This is a genomic window from Mesorhizobium sp. YC-39 (assembly GCF_025753795.1).
GTDB lineage: Bacteria > Pseudomonadota > Alphaproteobacteria > Rhizobiales > Rhizobiaceae > Mesorhizobium.
The window spans coordinates 302,833-318,095 of the sequence record NZ_JAOWPS010000001.1; the positions used below are offsets into that span (position 1 = coordinate 302,833).

12 protein-coding genes are annotated in these 15,263 nt (G+C 64.7%); 5 read left to right on the plus strand and 7 right to left on the minus strand.

Features of this window, described 5'->3' with window-relative positions:
• Nucleotides 1-13: 13 nt before the first annotated feature.
• The 3 genes from OHD62_RS01465 to OHD62_RS01475 are packed head-to-tail and all read left to right on the plus strand — an operon-like array spanning nt 14 to nt 4,390.
• A complete protein-coding gene (locus OHD62_RS01465; RefSeq protein WP_263780452.1) occupies nt 14-1,657 on the plus strand; it encodes an ABC transporter substrate-binding protein in 1,644 nt (547 codons plus the stop codon).
• Nucleotides 1,647-2,591 carry an acetamidase/formamidase family protein gene (locus OHD62_RS01470; protein ID WP_263780453.1) on the plus strand — a complete coding sequence of 315 codons (945 nt, stop codon included), beginning with the start codon at nt 1,647-1,649 and terminating at the stop codon, nt 2,589-2,591. The genes OHD62_RS01465 and OHD62_RS01470 overlap by 11 nt, the downstream gene beginning before the upstream one ends.
• Entirely contained in the window at nt 2,588-4,390 is a 1,803-nt protein-coding gene (locus OHD62_RS01475) for an ABC transporter ATP-binding protein (RefSeq protein ID WP_263780454.1), read from the plus strand. The genes OHD62_RS01470 and OHD62_RS01475 overlap by 4 nt, the downstream gene beginning before the upstream one ends.
• Nucleotides 4,391-4,416: 26 nt before the next feature.
• On the opposite strand, the gene OHD62_RS01480 is transcribed toward OHD62_RS01475, so the two are convergent.
• Nucleotides 4,417-5,580 (minus strand): ATP-NAD kinase family protein, encoded by a 1,164-nt coding sequence (locus tag OHD62_RS01480; protein ID WP_263780455.1) that lies wholly within the window; start codon nt 5,578-5,580, stop codon nt 4,417-4,419.
• Nucleotides 5,581-5,755: 175 nt separating this feature from the next.
• On the opposite strand from OHD62_RS01480, the gene gcvPA reads away from it, so the two are divergent.
• Both gcvPA and gcvPB read left to right on the plus strand, forming a co-directional pair.
• On the plus strand, nt 5,756-7,156 hold the full coding sequence (gene gcvPA / locus OHD62_RS01485) for an aminomethyl-transferring glycine dehydrogenase subunit GcvPA (RefSeq protein WP_263780457.1): 1,401 nt from the start codon (nt 5,756-5,758) through the stop codon (nt 7,154-7,156).
• Entirely contained in the window at nt 7,153-8,715 is a 1,563-nt protein-coding gene (gene gcvPB / locus OHD62_RS01490; protein WP_263780458.1) for an aminomethyl-transferring glycine dehydrogenase subunit GcvPB, read from the plus strand. Before gcvPA ends, gcvPB begins: the two co-directional genes overlap by 4 nt.
• Here the strand turns inward: gcvPB and OHD62_RS01495 are convergent.
• The 6 genes from OHD62_RS01495 to OHD62_RS01520 form a co-directional block, all read right to left on the minus strand.
• Complete coding sequence (locus tag OHD62_RS01495) at nt 8,712-9,452, minus strand: SDR family NAD(P)-dependent oxidoreductase (RefSeq protein WP_263780459.1); 741 nt, start codon at nt 9,450-9,452, stop codon at nt 8,712-8,714. The genes gcvPB and OHD62_RS01495 overlap by 4 nt on opposite strands.
• A 2-nt stretch (nt 9,453-9,454) precedes the next feature.
• The gene (locus tag OHD62_RS01500; RefSeq protein WP_263780460.1) at nt 9,455-10,237 is read right to left on the minus strand and encodes an SDR family oxidoreductase; all 783 of its coding nucleotides are present in this window, start codon (nt 10,235-10,237) and stop codon (nt 9,455-9,457) included.
• Nucleotides 10,238-10,308: 71 nt separating this feature from the next.
• Nucleotides 10,309-11,739 (minus strand): diaminopimelate decarboxylase family protein, encoded by a 1,431-nt coding sequence (locus OHD62_RS01505; RefSeq protein WP_263780461.1) that lies wholly within the window; start codon nt 11,737-11,739, stop codon nt 10,309-10,311.
• A gap of 46 nt (nt 11,740-11,785) precedes the next feature.
• Nucleotides 11,786-12,691 carry a dihydrodipicolinate synthase family protein gene (locus OHD62_RS01510; protein ID WP_263780463.1) on the minus strand — a complete coding sequence of 302 codons (906 nt, stop codon included), beginning with the start codon at nt 12,689-12,691 and terminating at the stop codon, nt 11,786-11,788.
• Nucleotides 12,692-12,725: 34 nt separating this feature from the next.
• Nucleotides 12,726-14,132: an aminotransferase gene (locus OHD62_RS01515; protein WP_263780464.1), complete on the minus strand. Its 1,407-nt coding sequence runs from the start codon at nt 14,130-14,132 to the stop codon at nt 12,726-12,728.
• Nucleotides 14,133-14,152: 20 nt separating this feature from the next.
• Nucleotides 14,153-15,262: a sn-glycerol-3-phosphate ABC transporter ATP-binding protein UgpC gene (locus OHD62_RS01520; protein WP_318528591.1), complete on the minus strand. Its 1,110-nt coding sequence runs from the start codon at nt 15,260-15,262 to the stop codon at nt 14,153-14,155.
• Between the last annotated feature and the right edge of the window lies 1 nt (nt 15,263).

The following is a 15,263-nucleotide window of genomic DNA, read 5'->3' on the forward strand; positions in this document are numbered from 1 at the left end:
AAGGGAACATGAGATGAAGAAATTTCTGACATCCACCGTGGCGGCGTCGGCGCTCGCGCTGATGCTCGGCATGGCAAGCGCTCGCGCGGAAGACGCCGTCGATCCGAACGCCAAGCAGGGCGGCGCCATCACCGTCACCTACAAGGACGACGTGGCCACGCTCGATCCCGCCATCGGTTATGACTGGCAGAACTGGTCGATGATCAAGAGCCTGTTCGACGGGCTGATGGACTACGAGCCAGGCACCACCAATCTCAAGCCCGACCTCGCGGAAAGCTACGAGATCGCGCCGGACGGCAAGACCTTCACCTTCAAGCTGCGCCACGGGGTGAAGTTTCACAACGGCCGTGAAATGACGGCCGACGACGTCAAGTACACGATCGACCGGGTGACCAACCCAAAGACCCAGAGCCCAGGCGCCGGCTTCTTCGGCTCGATCAAGGGCTATGACGATGTCGCCGCCGGCAAGGCGGAAGGCCTGTCGGGTATCACCGTCGTCGACCCCTACACGGTCAAGTTCGAGCTGACCCGGCCCGACGCCACCTTCCTGCATGTCATGGCCATCAACTTCGCGCATGTCGTGCCGAAGGAGGAGGTCGAGAAATACGGCGCCGACTTCGGCAAGCATCCGGTCGGCACCGGCGCCTTCAAGCTCGCCGAATGGACGCTTGGCCAGCGCATAGTCTTCGAGCGCGACCCGGATTACTGGCACAAGGGCCTGCCGCATCTCGACAAGGTCACCTTCGAGATCGGTCAGGAGCCGATCGTGGCGCTGCTGCGCCTGCAGAAGGGCGAGATCGATATTCCCGGCGACGGCATTCCGCCGGCCAAGTTCCAGGAGGTGATGGCCGATCCCGAGCAGAAGGCGCGCGTCGTCGTGGGCGGCCAGTTGCACACCGGCTACGTCACCATGAACACCACCATGGCGCCCTTCGACAATGTGAAGGTGCGGCAAGCGGTCAATATGGCGATCAACAAGGACCGCATCGTCCAGTTGATCAACAACCGCGCGGTGCCCGCCAACCAGCCGCTGCCGCCGTCGATGCCCGGCTACGACAAGGAATTCAAGGGCTATCCCCATGACGTGGCCAAGGCCAAGGCGCTGCTCGCCGAGGCCGGCCATCCCGACGGCTTCGAGACGCAGCTGTTCGCCATGAACACCGACCCCAACCCGCGCATCGCGCAGGCGATCCAGCAGGATCTGGCGGCGGTCGGCATCAAGGCCAGCATCCAGTCGCTAGCCCAGGCCAACGTCATCGCCGCCGGCGGCGACAAGGCCGGCGCGCCAATGATCTGGTCCGGCGGCATGGCCTGGATCGCCGATTTCCCCGATCCGTCCAACTTCTACGGGCCGATCCTGGGCTGCGCCGGCGCTGTCCCCGGCGGCTGGAACTGGTCATGGTATTGCAACAAGGATCTCGACGCCAAGGCGGCCGAGGCCGACTCGGTCGTCGACCCGGCCAAGTCAGGCGAACGCGACAAGATGTGGAGCGCGATCTACGACAAGATCATGGCGGATGCGCCCTGGGCGCCGGTGTTCAACGAGCAGCGCTTCACCATGAAATCGGCCCGCATGGGCGGTGCCGACAACCTCTATGTCGACCCCGTCCATATCCCGATCAACTACGACAATGTGTATGTGACCGATGTGCAATAACTGCGACTACACCATCCACGGGCGCCACCACCATTTCGGCTGGGACAATTTCCTTGTCCCAGCCGAGCGGGTGGCGCCCGGTTCGACGATCGAGTTCCAGTGCCTCGATTCGTCGGGTGGCCAGCTTCAGGCCGACAGCACCGTTGCCGATGTCGCCAAGCTCGACTTCGACAGGATCAATCCGGTGACCGGACCGATCTTCGTCGAGGGTGCCGAGCCTGGCGACGCGCTGAAGGTGACGATCGAGATGTTCAAACCGTCCGGCTTTGGCTGGACGGGAAACATTCCGGGCTTCGGCCTGCTCGCCGATGATTTTCCGGAGCCGGCGCTGAACATCTGGAAATACGACGCCGCCTCGCTCGAGCCGGCGCTGTTCGGAAAGAACGCGCGCGTGCCGCTGAAACCCTTCGCCGGCACCATCGGCAATGCGCCGGCCGAAATGGGTCTCCACTCGGTGGTGCCGCCAAGGCGTGTCGGCGGCAATCTCGACATCCGCGATCTCGCCGCCGGCACCGTGCTCTATCTGCCGGTGGAAGTGGCAGGTGCGCTATTCTCGGTCGGTGACACACACGCCGCACAGGGCGATGGCGAGGTCTGCGGAACGGCGATCGAAAGCCCGATGGACGTCGTGCTCAAGCTCGATCTGGTCAAGGATATCAGGCTGAAGACGCCGCGCTTCACCACGCCGGGTCCGGTGACGCGCCATCTCGACGCCAAGGGTTACGAGGTGACGACCGGCATCGGGCCGGACCTTATGACCGGCGCCAGGGAAGCGGTTGCCCAGATGGTCGATCTGCTTGCCGATCGCTACGCGATGGACCCCGTCGAAGCCTACATGCTGGTATCGGTCTGCGGCGATCTCCGGATCAGCGAGATCGTCGACATGCCGAACTGGGTGGTGTCGTTCTACTTCCCGCGTTGCGTCTTCGAATGAGTGCAGGCGTCACCAGCAGACCGACCGGGGCAGCAACTCCGGTTGGTTCGCCCGCAGGCAGGTCAGTGCTGGAGATCGCTGGCCTGTGTGTCAGCGTGCGTGGCGAGGACGGCGAACGGGAAGTCGTGTCGGACCTGTCGCTGACGCTCAAGCGTGGCGAGACGCTTTGCATTGCCGGCGAATCCGGCTCCGGCAAATCGATGACGGCGCTGGCGATCATGCAACTGTTGCCGCAGCCTGCCGCACGAATTTCCTCTGGCATGATCCAGCTTGGCGAGATCGACCTCGCGACGCTCAACGAGCGTCAGATGCAGCGCATTCGCGGCGACCGCATCGCGATGATCTTCCAGGAGCCGATGACCTCGCTCAACCCGGTGCTGTCGATCGGCCGCCAACTGACCGAATCCATCGAGGCGCATACCAATCTGTCGAGCGCCGAGGCGCGCCGGCGCGCCATCGAGGCGCTGACGGCCGTGCGTATCTCGGAAGCCGAAAGCCGGCTGAAGCAGTTTCCGCACGAACTGTCTGGCGGCATGCGCCAACGCGTGATGATCGCCATGGCGCTGGCGCTGAAACCGGATGTGCTGATCGCCGACGAGCCGACGACGGCGCTCGACGTCACCGTGCAGGGCGAGGTGCTGGAACTGTTGCGCGATCTGCAGCGCGAGCATGGCACCAGCGTCATCCTCATCACCCACGACATGGGCGTGGTGGCGGAAATGGCGGATCGGGTGATCGTGATGCGCCATGGCCGCATGGTCGAGGAAGGCAAGGTCGCCGATATTTTCGCTCGCCCGCAAGCCGACTACACGCGTGAACTGCTCGCTGCGGTGCCGCGCATTGGCGCCGGCGTCGGCCGCCGGAAATCCGCCGAAGCGGAAAGGCCCGGAAGTGTCGCGGTGCTCAACGATCTGCATGTCCATTTCGACCTGCGCGGCGGCTTCTTCGGCCAGGTGAATCGCCGTGTCCACGCCGTAGAAGGCGTCAGCTTTTCCATCGCGCCGCACGAGACGCTGGCGCTGGTTGGCGAATCCGGCTGCGGCAAGTCGACCACCGCCAAGGCGCTGGCCGGGCTTGTGCCTTACCAGGGCGATATCGTGATCGGCGGGCGCAATCTGGCGGGCCTTGGCCGTGACGAGCGCAAGGCGGTTCGCCGCGATGTGCAGATGATCTTCCAGGATCCCTACGCCTCGCTCGACCCGCGCATGCGCGTCGGTGATCTCGTCGCCGAGCCGCTGCTGATTCATGGTATCGCCTCGAAGCAGGAGCGCAGGGAAAGGGTGGCGACGCTGTTCGAGCGCGTCGGCCTCTCGGCCGACCAGATGGAGCTTTATCCGCACGAATTCTCGGGCGGCCAGCGCCAGCGCATCTGCATCGCGCGCGCTCTGGCGCTTCGGCCCAAACTCATCATCGCCGACGAAAGCGTTTCTGCGCTCGACGTGTCGGTGCAGGCTCGCGTGCTCGACCTGTTGAAGGAATTGCAGCGCGAGTTTGGCATCGCCTATCTGTTCATCTCTCACGACATGGCGGTGGTCGAGAACATTTCCGACCGCGTCGCCGTCATGTACCTCGGCCAGATCGTCGAGATGGGCACCCGCGATCAGGTCTTTTCGAACCCGCGCCACCCCTACACGAAGCGTTTGATCGAAGCCGTCCCTGTGCCTGATCCGGCAAAGCGCCGGCCGCGCTTCGCCCGTCTCGATCAGGAGATTCCGAGCTCGGCCCGAAAGATCGGCGAGACGCCGTCGAAACTGGTGTTGCAAGATCTAGGCAACGGTCATCTCGTTGCTGTTTCCTGACGCCAACGCATGTCGTCCAAAAGTGCTCAGCCGCGAACGCGCATCACCATCTCGCGCCGCGGCGCGGTGCGCACCTTGATATAGCCGCCGAGCATCCGGTCGACCTCGGCATCGCCGGTATCGACGAAGAAGCCGGCCGGCCCCAGCAGAGCAAGTTTGGATGGTGGTGCGAGAATGGCGATGCGCTCGCGCCCGACGCGTTGCAGCACCTTGGCGCTGATCTGCTGGTTGCCGCGGCCAAACAGGCAGCCGGTGCCGCCGATGACGCCGACATGGATACGCGCCGGCCATTGGTCGAGGCAGGCCAGAATGTCCGCCTCGCCGACATCCTTCGCCAGCAGCTTGCCGTTCGCGACCAGATCGACCCCGAGCAGGGAACCTTCGAGCTCGGCCTCGGCCAGAAGACGCTGCATGGTCGAACCGGGCCCCACGATGTGAACGCAGCCCGGTTCGAGATCTGCCGCCGCGGCGCGGCAGAGCGCTGCCACATCATCATTCCCGATAGCCGAGGCCTTGGCGACCTGGATTGTCGGATCGCGGGGCACCAGGCCATAGCCATAAAGGCGTGTGGCCGGCCTGTCCTGTCGCAGGCTCGCCTCGTCGATGTCGAGGATTTCGCGCTCGTCGGTTGGCGCGTCGGCACCTTGCGCGAGATGGGTTCTGGCCAGCAGGCCGGCATGGACAGGCGACAGGGCAAAGACGCCGGAATACATTTTTACGCCAGCCGGAATACCGACCATCGTCATGTCGCGACCGACGGCCGACAGGATGTCGCGCGCCGTGCCATCGCCGCCCGCGAAGAGAACGAGTTTCGCTTCCGCTTTGAGAAAGGCCCGCGCGGCTTCAATCGTATCGTTAGCCGATGTCTCCGGTCCTGCCGGGGCGAAGGCGACATGATGGTGGATACCGGCTCTCTGGCAGGCTGTCTCGCCCATCGCGCCGCCTGCCGTCAGGATCGCGATGCCGCTGCCCGCAAGCTCACGCAGGGCAAGCGCGGCGCGGTCGGATGCCGCCGGTTGCGCCCCGAGCGCCAAGGCCGCCGCGACGGTGTCGGCGCCATCGGATCCTTTCAGGCCGACGCGGCCGCCAAGCCCGGCAAGCGGATTGACCAGAAAGCCGATCCGTGGCGGCTCGATGCCGCTCCCGCCATTTGCCAGCGTCCGGCTGTTCGCAAGATTCGATGTCGCCATCAGCCTTCTTACCAAATTGTCGGCAGATACGCGGCGGATCGTCCTTTTCTGCCCTGGTCGATCTAGCCGTTTCGTTCGATATAGTAACTTCCGTGCGCAATGCGTACAACCGATTGACAGATGCGGGTCAAGTTCGGCACAGTCGGCCAGTCCGTTTTACCGCTTGCGAGACGTCATGACCTTCACTCACCCCTTCATGGCCAACTCCGTTCCGGCCATCAAAAAGGAGATGCTCGACGCCATCGGCGCCCCGTCGATCGAGGCGCTGTTCGAGCAGATCCCGGCCGATCATCGCATGACACGCGAGCTCGCCTTGCCGCCGGCCCTGCGCTCAGAGGCCGAGCTTCGCCGGCATCTGCTTGCCATTCTCAGGAAGAACGAGGATTGCGAAACCAATCTCAGCTTTCTCGGCGGCGGTTGCTGGCAGCACCATGTGCCGGCGATCTGCGACGAGATCGCCGGACGCAGCGAATTCCTGACGCCTGTCTGGGGCACGCCGTCTTCGGACCATGGCCGCAACCAGGCCTGGTTCGAGTTCACCAGCCAGCTCGGCGAACTGCTCGACATGGAGATCGTCGGCCTGCCCGTCTACAGCTGGGGCTGCGCCGCCGGCCACGCCATCCGCATGGCCTCGCGCCTGACCGGCAGGCACGAGGTGATCGTGCCGCGCATCATCGATCCCGAACGGCTTTCGGTCATCCGCAACTATTGTGAACCGCAGCAGATGCCGAGCCACATCGCCGTGGTCGAAATCGGCTTCGATGCCGGCACCGGCCTTCTCGATCTGGCCGAACTCGAATCAAGGCTGTCTTCGCGCACCGCCGCCGTCTATATCGAGACCCCGAACTATCTCGGCGTCATCGAGGCGCATGCAGGCGAGATCGCCGCACTCGCCCATCGCGCCGGCGCCGAATTCATCGTCGGCGTCGATCCGATCTCGCTTGGCGTGCTTGCCCCGCCCGCCGGCTTTGGCGCCGACATCGTCGTCGGCACCACGCAACCGCTCGGCGTCCACATGAATTGCGGCGGCGGCACCGGCGGCTTCATCGCCAGCTGCGACGAGGAGCGCTACGCCCGCGAATATCCGTCGCTGCTGGTGTCGATCGCCGAGACGGTTCAGCCCGGAGAACACGCTTTCGGCCTGTCGCTGCTGCACCAGTCCTCTTACGGTTCGCGCGAGAACGGCAAGGACTGGACCGGCAACTCCGTCTATCTCTGGGCAATCTCTAACGCCGTCTACATGTCGCTGATGGGCCCGGAAGGGTTTCGCGAGGTCGGCGAGCTTATCGTCCAGCAGGCCCATTACGCGGCAAAAGTGCTGGCTGAAGTGCCCGGCATCGACCTCGTCTTTCCCGGCGGCTTCTTCAAGGAATTCGTCGTCCGTTTCGACGCATCGGGCAAAACCGTGCGCGACGTCAACCGGGCCTTGCGCGAGCGCGGGATTTTCGGCGGCCATGATCTGTCCGCCGCTTTCCCGACTCTCGGCCAGTCCGCGCTCTATGCAGTGACGGAAGTCCACAGCCGCTCCGACATCGATCGCCTGGCGGCTAGCCTTGCGGAGATTCTGAGCCGATGAGCGACATGGCCAAGCTGCGGCGCTACCACGCGGCCGTCTGGGACGAGCCGGTGGTCATGGAGATGGGCCGGCGCGGCCGGCGCGGCATCATGTTTCCGGCCGCCGAGCCGGCGGTCGCCGCTGCGGTGGGCTGCGCCGAGACGTTGCTTCCCGAAGGCATGCGCCGCACGACGCCGCCCGCTTTGCCGGAAATGTCGGAGCCAGACGTGCTCCGGCACTATCTCCACCTTTCCCAGCAGACGCTCGGCATGATGGGCATCAGCCTGTTCGGTACCTGCACCATGAAATACAATGCCCGCCTCAACGAGGCGCTGGCGGCACGCCCCGAACTCGCCGAAATCCATCCGCTGCAGGATGAGGAAACGCTGCAGGGCGTGCTCGAGATCATCCATCGCTTCGACCTCGCTTTGCGCGAACTCTCCGGCATGGACCAGTTCGTGTTCCAGGCGGCCGGCGGCGCCGATGCCGCCTACACCCATGTCTGCGTTACCCGCGCCTGGCTCGCTTCCCGCGGCGAGCTCGGCAAGCGCGACGAGATCGTTACCTCGCTTCAGGCGCACCCCTGCAATCCGGCCACCGCCGCGACAGCCGGCTTCAAGGTCATCACCTTGCCGCTGGAGGAGAACGGCTATCCTTCGCTGGAAGCTCTGAAGGCGGCGGTGTCGGACCGCACCGCGGCGCTGATGATCAACAATCCCGACGACATGGGCATCTACAATCCGCACATCAAGGAATGGGTGCGCGTCGTCCACGAAGCCGGCGGGCTCTGCTTCTACGACCACGCCAACTTCAACGGCGTGATGAGCCGGCTAAGGGCGAGGGAGCTCGGCTTCGACGCCTGCATGTACATGCTGCACAAGACTTTCGGAGCGCCGAAGGGCGGCGGCGGCCCCGCCGTCGGCGCCTATGGCTGCAGCGCCGAGCTTGCGCCTTTCCTGCCCAAGCCCGTCGTGACCTTCGATGGCAAAAACTATCATCTCGACAATGACCGGGACGACAGCATCGGCAAGGTCCGCGAATTCCTCGGCAACATCCCTGTCGTACTCAAGGCCTATGCCTGGGTCCGCTCACTCGGCGCCGAGGGCATTCGCGAGGCGGCCGACCTGTCGGTGCTGGCCAACAATTACATGGACCATGAATTGCTGAAGCTGCGCGGTGTCTCGCGCTCGCATCCCAACATCGACGCCTGGCGCATGGAGATGACGCGTTTCAGCCTCGGCAAGCTGTTCGAGGACACCGGCGTCAGCGCCATGGATGTCCAGAACCGCATGGTCGACTACGGCATCGACGCTTTCTGGCTGTCGCACGAACCGTGGATCGTTCCGCAGCCCTTCACGCCGGAGGCTGGCGAGATGTGGTCGAAGGAGGATCTCGACACCTGGATCGCGGTGCTGGGGGCGGTTATTGAGGAGGCCTATGCCGATCCCGACAAGGTGCGCTCGGCGCCTCACAACCAGGCCGTCCACCAGATCAAGGGCGCGCCGCTCGAAGACCCGGCCCATTGGGCGATGACCTGGCGCGCTCATGTGCGCAAGCGCGCGCAGAGCAAGGCTGATTAGATCCAGCTTTCCAGTCGCGTGTTGAGAACAAGCTCGGCCACCGAAGCCGTGTTAGGCAGGCGCAGCAGGAAAGCCACCGTCTCGGCGATCGTTTCGGGAGCGATACGGTTTGCCGACGGCGTCACGCCGGGAACGGAGGCAACAAGATCGGTATCGACCGCGCCGGGGCAAAGGGCTGTCACGCGCACGCCCTTTTCCCAGCCGGCGAATTTGGCGGCATGGGTGAGTGCCATGACCGCGTGCTTGGTCATGGCGTAGGCGACCGAAACCGTATCGCGGTAGCGCTTCCCGTCGGTCGAGGCGACATTGATGATCCGTCCGTGCCCGCCTTTCTCCAGATGCGGCAAGGCAAGGCGGATCAGCCGGAACGGAGCCTTGACATTGACTGCCCACATCTCGTCGAGCACGCTCTCGTCGCCTGAACGCAGGTCCAGCGGGCGCAATATGCCGGCATTGTTGATAAGCGCGTCGATACGCCCGAACCGGGCGACGGTTGCGTCCACCCATTGCGCCGCCGTCTCGGCCTGCTCGGCGTCGAAGCGCTGGACCAGGGTCCGCGCCGGATCGAAAGCGGCGAACACTGCGGCGTCAGGGTTCCGCACGCCGAGCGAAAGCGTGTAACCCTGCGCATGCAGCCGTCTCGCGATGGCCAGGCCAATGCCTCGCGAGGCGCCCGATAGCATCACCACGCGCCCAGTGGGGTCGAGCATTTCGGGGCTTGCCGAAGCATCGGCCATGATCAGAACAATCCCTGGTAGACGCCGCCATCGTTGACGATGTTCTGGCCCGTCATATAGCCGTTCTGCGCGCTGCACAGGAAGGCGATCAGGTCGCCGCATTCCTTTGGGTCGGCAAAGCGGCCGGCCGGCGTCGTCTTGAGACGGTCGGCGACGATCGCCTCATAGGTCGTGTTGCCGCGCGCGGCATGGCCATGGAGGTTGGTCTGCAACGCATCCGTATCGAAGAAGCCGGGCAGCACGCTGTTGACGACGACATTGTGCGGCACCAGTTCCCGCACCATTGAGGCGATAGCGCCGGCGAGCGCCAGGCGCGCCGCATGCGAGTGGCCGAAATTGACCTGCGGGAATTTGATGAAGCTGACCGAGATGTTCACCACGCGGCCGAACTTGCGCTCGCTCATGCCCGGCACCACGGCGCGGATCAACTCATACGCCGAGAAGAAATGCGCCTCCATCCAGCCGTCGAGTTCCGCTCGGCTCATGGTCCTGAAATTGTCCGGCGTCTGCCTGACGCCGGGATTGGTGACCAGTATGTCCGGGTCGGGGCAGGCCGACAGCACATCCGCGCGCCCTTGCTGCGTCGTCACATCGGCCGCGACGGTGGTGACACGCACGCCCGTGGCCGCCGCAATCTCTCGGGCCGCCGCTTCGAGTGTCTCGGCCGTGCGGGCAACCAGGGTCAAATCGACCCCTTCGCCGGCGAGCGAGACGGCGGCTGCCTTGCCAAGGCCCTTGCTGCCGCCCGTGACGAGGGCATGCCGCCCCCTGATACCCAGATCCATTATGCGTCCTTACTGGAGCATCGGACCCAAAAGCGGAACCGGTTTTGGGAGAATCCGATGCTCAAACAAAATCAGTTACGCGGCGTGAAAGAGCCGGCGAGCAGCCGCGGCGGCACGCGAAAGCGCCCCATGACGTCCCTGAGTTGCTCGCGTTCCGTGGTGATTTCCGCCTTGTCGCCGGCAACCAGCACCGTCGCCGGCAGAAGCTGCGCATTGTAGCGGGCGGCGGACGATTCCGTGTAGCCGCCGGCATCGAGGAAGGCGACATAGTCGCCGCGCTTTAGCGCCGGCATCTTGCGATGCGAGCCAACCTCGTCGGAATTGCAGAGCGGCCCGACCAGATCGACCACCTCCGTGCCCTCGGCCTCGGCATTGGCCACCGCGACGGCGTGATAGTACCAATCGAGCACCGCCGACCAGGAAAGATGGTTGGTCGACAGGTCGAGGTTCACCCATTTCTTGGTGGCGCCGGTCTTCACCGCGCCGACGCGGCCGACCGCCACGCCGGACGGACCCGACAGAGCGCGGCCGGGTTCGAGGCGCAGTTTGGGCAGCGGCAGGTCGAGCCGTGCCGCTTCCTCCTTGACCGCCGCCGCACAGAGCCGTGCATAATCCTCGGCTGTCGGCGCGCTGGCGTCGTCGAGTTGGCTGTTCGGGCCGGTCCCGTACCATTTTCCGAAGGTCCAGCCGCCGCCAATGTCGATGCAGGGCGGCGTCCAGCCGGTCTTGTCGCGCAAATAGCCGGACCAGGTGATCATCTCCTTCGCCATCACCGCGAAATCGGCGGCGTCGTTCGACATCCGGCTGAGATGGAAATGCGTCTCCTTGAGCTTGATCCTCGGCATGGCCAGGGCGCGCTTGACGATCTCGGCGGTCTGCTCGCGCGTCATGCCCCATTTGGTCGAGTCGCTCTGTTGCTTCAGCGTGCCTGGCCCATGCATGGCGACACCCTTGCGCTCGCGCAGCGGTTCGAGGTCGAGCTTGAGGCGGATGCCGACATCCACGTCGACGCCAAGCCGGTCGGCGATCGCGGCAATGCGGTCGAGTTCGTCCATGGCGTCGATATTGACGCAAAGCCCGTTGGCGATCGCCATTTCGAGCTCTTCGTCCTGCTTGTTCGAGCCATTGAGCACGAGCGTCCTGGCGTCGGTGCCGGCAAGCAGCGCCATGTACATTTCCTGCGCCCCGAAACAGTCACCGCCCGCCCCTTCCTGGTTCATGATGTGGCGGATGGCGAGGCCGTTGTTCGACTTGTTGGCGAACAGGATCTCGACATCGGGATAGTGCCGGCGGAACGCTTCGCGGAAGGCACGATAGGTGTAGCGGAGCTGGTTCTCCGAGATGATGTAGAGCGGCGTGCCGAATGTCTCGGCCAGCTCTTGCACGTCGCAGCCGTCGACGAACAGATGGCCATTCGGGCCGATGCCGATGAATTCGCCGAACTTCACCTTGTAGTCGATCGGCGTGAGCTGCGGTGCCTGGCTGGAAGTTTTCTCTTTCATGATCGTGACCCTCTCATCGGATAAATCGCCGTTGGTTATGACCGCCTCACAGCAGGCCGAGATCTTTCAAGCCCCGCTCGAGGCCTTTCAGCGGCTCGCCCGCGAGCGCCCTGAGCGGCGCCCGCGGCTTGCCGCCGCCGGGCAGTCCCAGCATGTCCATCGCCGCCTTCGTCGCGGGGTAGAGCGTGCGTCCGCCGCTGGTGAAGAGATCGGTGAGCCGGCGCCCGAGCGCCTGCACGCGTTCGGCTTCGGCGCGCTCCCCGCGCTTCGGCGCGAAATAGAGATCGAGCCCGCCCGGCGACCAGACATTTGGGAAACAGTCGATGGTGCCGTCGGCGCCGAGATCCACCGCCGGAACGCCGAACACCGAGGACGGGCCGCAAAACACCCTGAGACGATCGCGCACGGCAAGGCTGGTGCCGTAATAATTGTTCCAGTCGCCCGAGCTTTCCTTGACCGCCACGACACGATCGAGTTCGGCAAGCCGCGAGACCAGCGCCGGCGTCAGCGCATTCACCGCATTCCCCGGAATGTTGTAGAGCACGACCGGCAGGCCGATGGCTGCGGTCACATCGGCATAGTGGGCGAAGATCTCGTCGTCCGAAAGCTTGACGAAATAGGGCGGCAGGATGAGCGCGCCGTCGCAGCCGACCTTCTCGGCATGGCGGCTGAGCGCCACCGCCTCATCGACGGTCACAGCACCCGTGCCGACGATCAGCGTGCCGCGGCCGGCTATCGCTTCTTTCGAGACTTCATAGAGGCGCTTGCGCTCGTCATGGCTGAGCGCCCAGAACTCGCCGGTGCAGCCGCCGGCGACCACGCCGGTCGCGCCGTCCTGCATCAGCCGTTCGATATTGGCGGCGAACTCCGCCTCGTCGATGCGGCCATCGTCGTGAAACGGGGTGGTGATCGCCGGCATCGGCCCGGTCCAGTCAACACTCGTTCTATCCATGAAAATTCATTCCTCGTATGTTGTGGTTGCGGCCTCAGGCTGACCAGATCTTCTCGCGCACCAGCTCGTCCATCACCGCGTCCACCGCCTCGCGGGCGCGGGACACCATCTGCGTGATCTCGTCTTCCGAGATGACGAAGGGCGGCGAGAACGAGATCGTGTCGGCATGCGGCAAAGCGCGGGTGATGAGGCCGCGCGCCAGTGCTGCCTTGACGATGCGGGCGGCGATCTTCAGCGACGGCTCGAACCGCGTCGCCGGCTGCTTTTTTGCGACGAATTCCACCGCGCCGACCAGGCCCATGCCCCTGATGTCACCGACCAGCGGATGGCCGGCAAAGGCCTGCTGAAGCTGCCGGTGCATGAAGGCACCACGGTCTGCCGCCTGGGCGACGAGCCCGTCATTTTCGATGATGTCGAGATTGGCGAGCGCGGCCGCAGCCGCCAGCGGATGCGCGGAATAGGTATAGCCGTGACCGAAGGCGCCCAGCGTCGCCTGGCCGTCGACGATGCCACGCCAGACCTTCTCCGAGACCATGCAGCCCGACAACGGCACATAGGCCGAGGTGATGCCCTTGGCCACCGTGATCAGGTCCGGCTGCATCTCCACTGCCGTCGAGCCGAACATCGTGCCGAGCCGGCCGAAGCCGGAGATCACCTCGTCGGCGATCAAAAGCACGTCATGCCTGTCGAGCACCGCCCGGATTGCCTTGTAGTAGCCCTTGGGCGGCACGATCACGCCGCCCGCTCCCATCACCGGCTCCATGATCACGGCGCCAACGGTATCCGGTCCCTCGGCGACGATCAGGTCTTCGAGGTCCTTGGCGAGCTTGGCGGTGAAGGCCTCGTCCGACATGCCGGGCTCGGCCTCCCACAGGCGATAGGGCGCCGTCGTATGCCGCACGAAGGAAAGCGGCAGGTCGAAGCCGGAATGCAGCGAAGGCATTCCCGTCAGGCTGCCGGCCACCACCGTCACGCCGTGATAGCCGCGGTTGCGCGCGATGATCTTCTTCTTCGCAGATTTGCCGCGGGCGTTGTTGTAGTACCAGACGAGCTTGACCTGGGTGTCGTTGGCGTCCGAGCCCGACTGGCCGAAAAACACCTTCGACATCGGCACTGGAGCCATCTCGATCAGCCTTTCGGCAAGCAGGATCGGCGTGTCCGTCGTCCAGGACGAGAAGGAATGGAAATAGGGCAGGGTCACCGCCTGGTGCTGGATGGCGTCGGCGATCTCCTTGCGGCCATAACCGACATTGACGCACCACAGGCCGGCCATGCCGTCGATATAGCGCTTGCCGTTATTATCCTCGAGCCAGACCCCTTCGCCCCGGACGATGATCATCGGGCCGTTGCGCTCATGGTCGGCAAGTGCGGTGAACGGATGAAAGAGATAGCGCTTGTCCAGCGTTTCGAGGTCAGGCCTGTTGCGCAACACAGTGTTCATGCGGTCATTATCTCCAAAGGCTAGGCGCGAGAGCGGACGGAGTCGGCCGTCGCCGCGGCCCGGTCGGCGTTGAGCCGGCGTCCGGTCTCGCGGTCGAAGACGTGAATGCGCTCACGCCGCAGATCGAGCGGGATCGTCTCGCCGGCCTTCAGCACCGTGTCGCCGGCCACGCGCACGGTGAAGCCGACATCGCCGGCATTGACCAGCACGATGGATTCATGCCCGGTCGGCTCGACCAGACGGACATTGGCCCGGAAGCTGCCCGTGCCGATGATGATGTCTTCCGGCCGCACCGCGACGGTGACGCGTCTTGTTCCGTCGGGCCGATCGCTGAGATGGTCTGAGGGCAGTTCCAGCGACAGCGTGCCGAGCTTCAGCACGGGCCGTCCTTGGTCCATAGCGATCTCGCCATCGGCCAGCGTCATCGACGGCGTGCCTATGAAGCCGGCCACGAATGTGTTGGCGGGCCTGTGGTAGATTTCGCCCGGCATCGCGAATTGCTGCAGCACGCCGCCTTGCATTACGGCGATGCGCGTCGACATGGTCATGGCTTCGAGTTGGTCGTGGGTGACATAGACCATGGTCTTGCCGAGCCGGCGGTGCAGCTCGATCAGCTCCGCCCGCATATGGGCGCGCAATTTGGCGTCGAGATTGGAGAGCGGCTCGTCGAGCAGGAACACTTTCGGCTCGCGCACCAGCGCCCGGCCGAGCGCCACGCGCTGCTGCTGGCCGCCGGAAAGCTGCCGTGGCTTGCGGTCGAGCAGCGGGCCGAGTTGCAGCAGGTCGGCGGCGGCCTGGACCATGGCCGGCCGGTCCGCCTTCGGCACGCCGCGCTTCTTCAGCGGATAGGCGATGTTCTCGCGCACGCTCATATGTGGATAGAGCGCGTAGGACTGGAACACCATGGCGATGTCGCGCTCGCTCGGGGCCAGATTGTTTACGGTGCGCTCGCCGATGCGGATCTCGCCGGCGGTCGGCTGCTCCAGCCCGGCCAGCATGCGCAGCGTCGTGGTCTTGCCGCAGCCCGAGGGGCCGAGCAGCGACACGAATTCGCCGGACGCAATCGCAAGGTCGAGGCCGGGGATCGCCACCGTCGCGCCAAACGCCTTGCGCACCTTGTCGAACGTCACT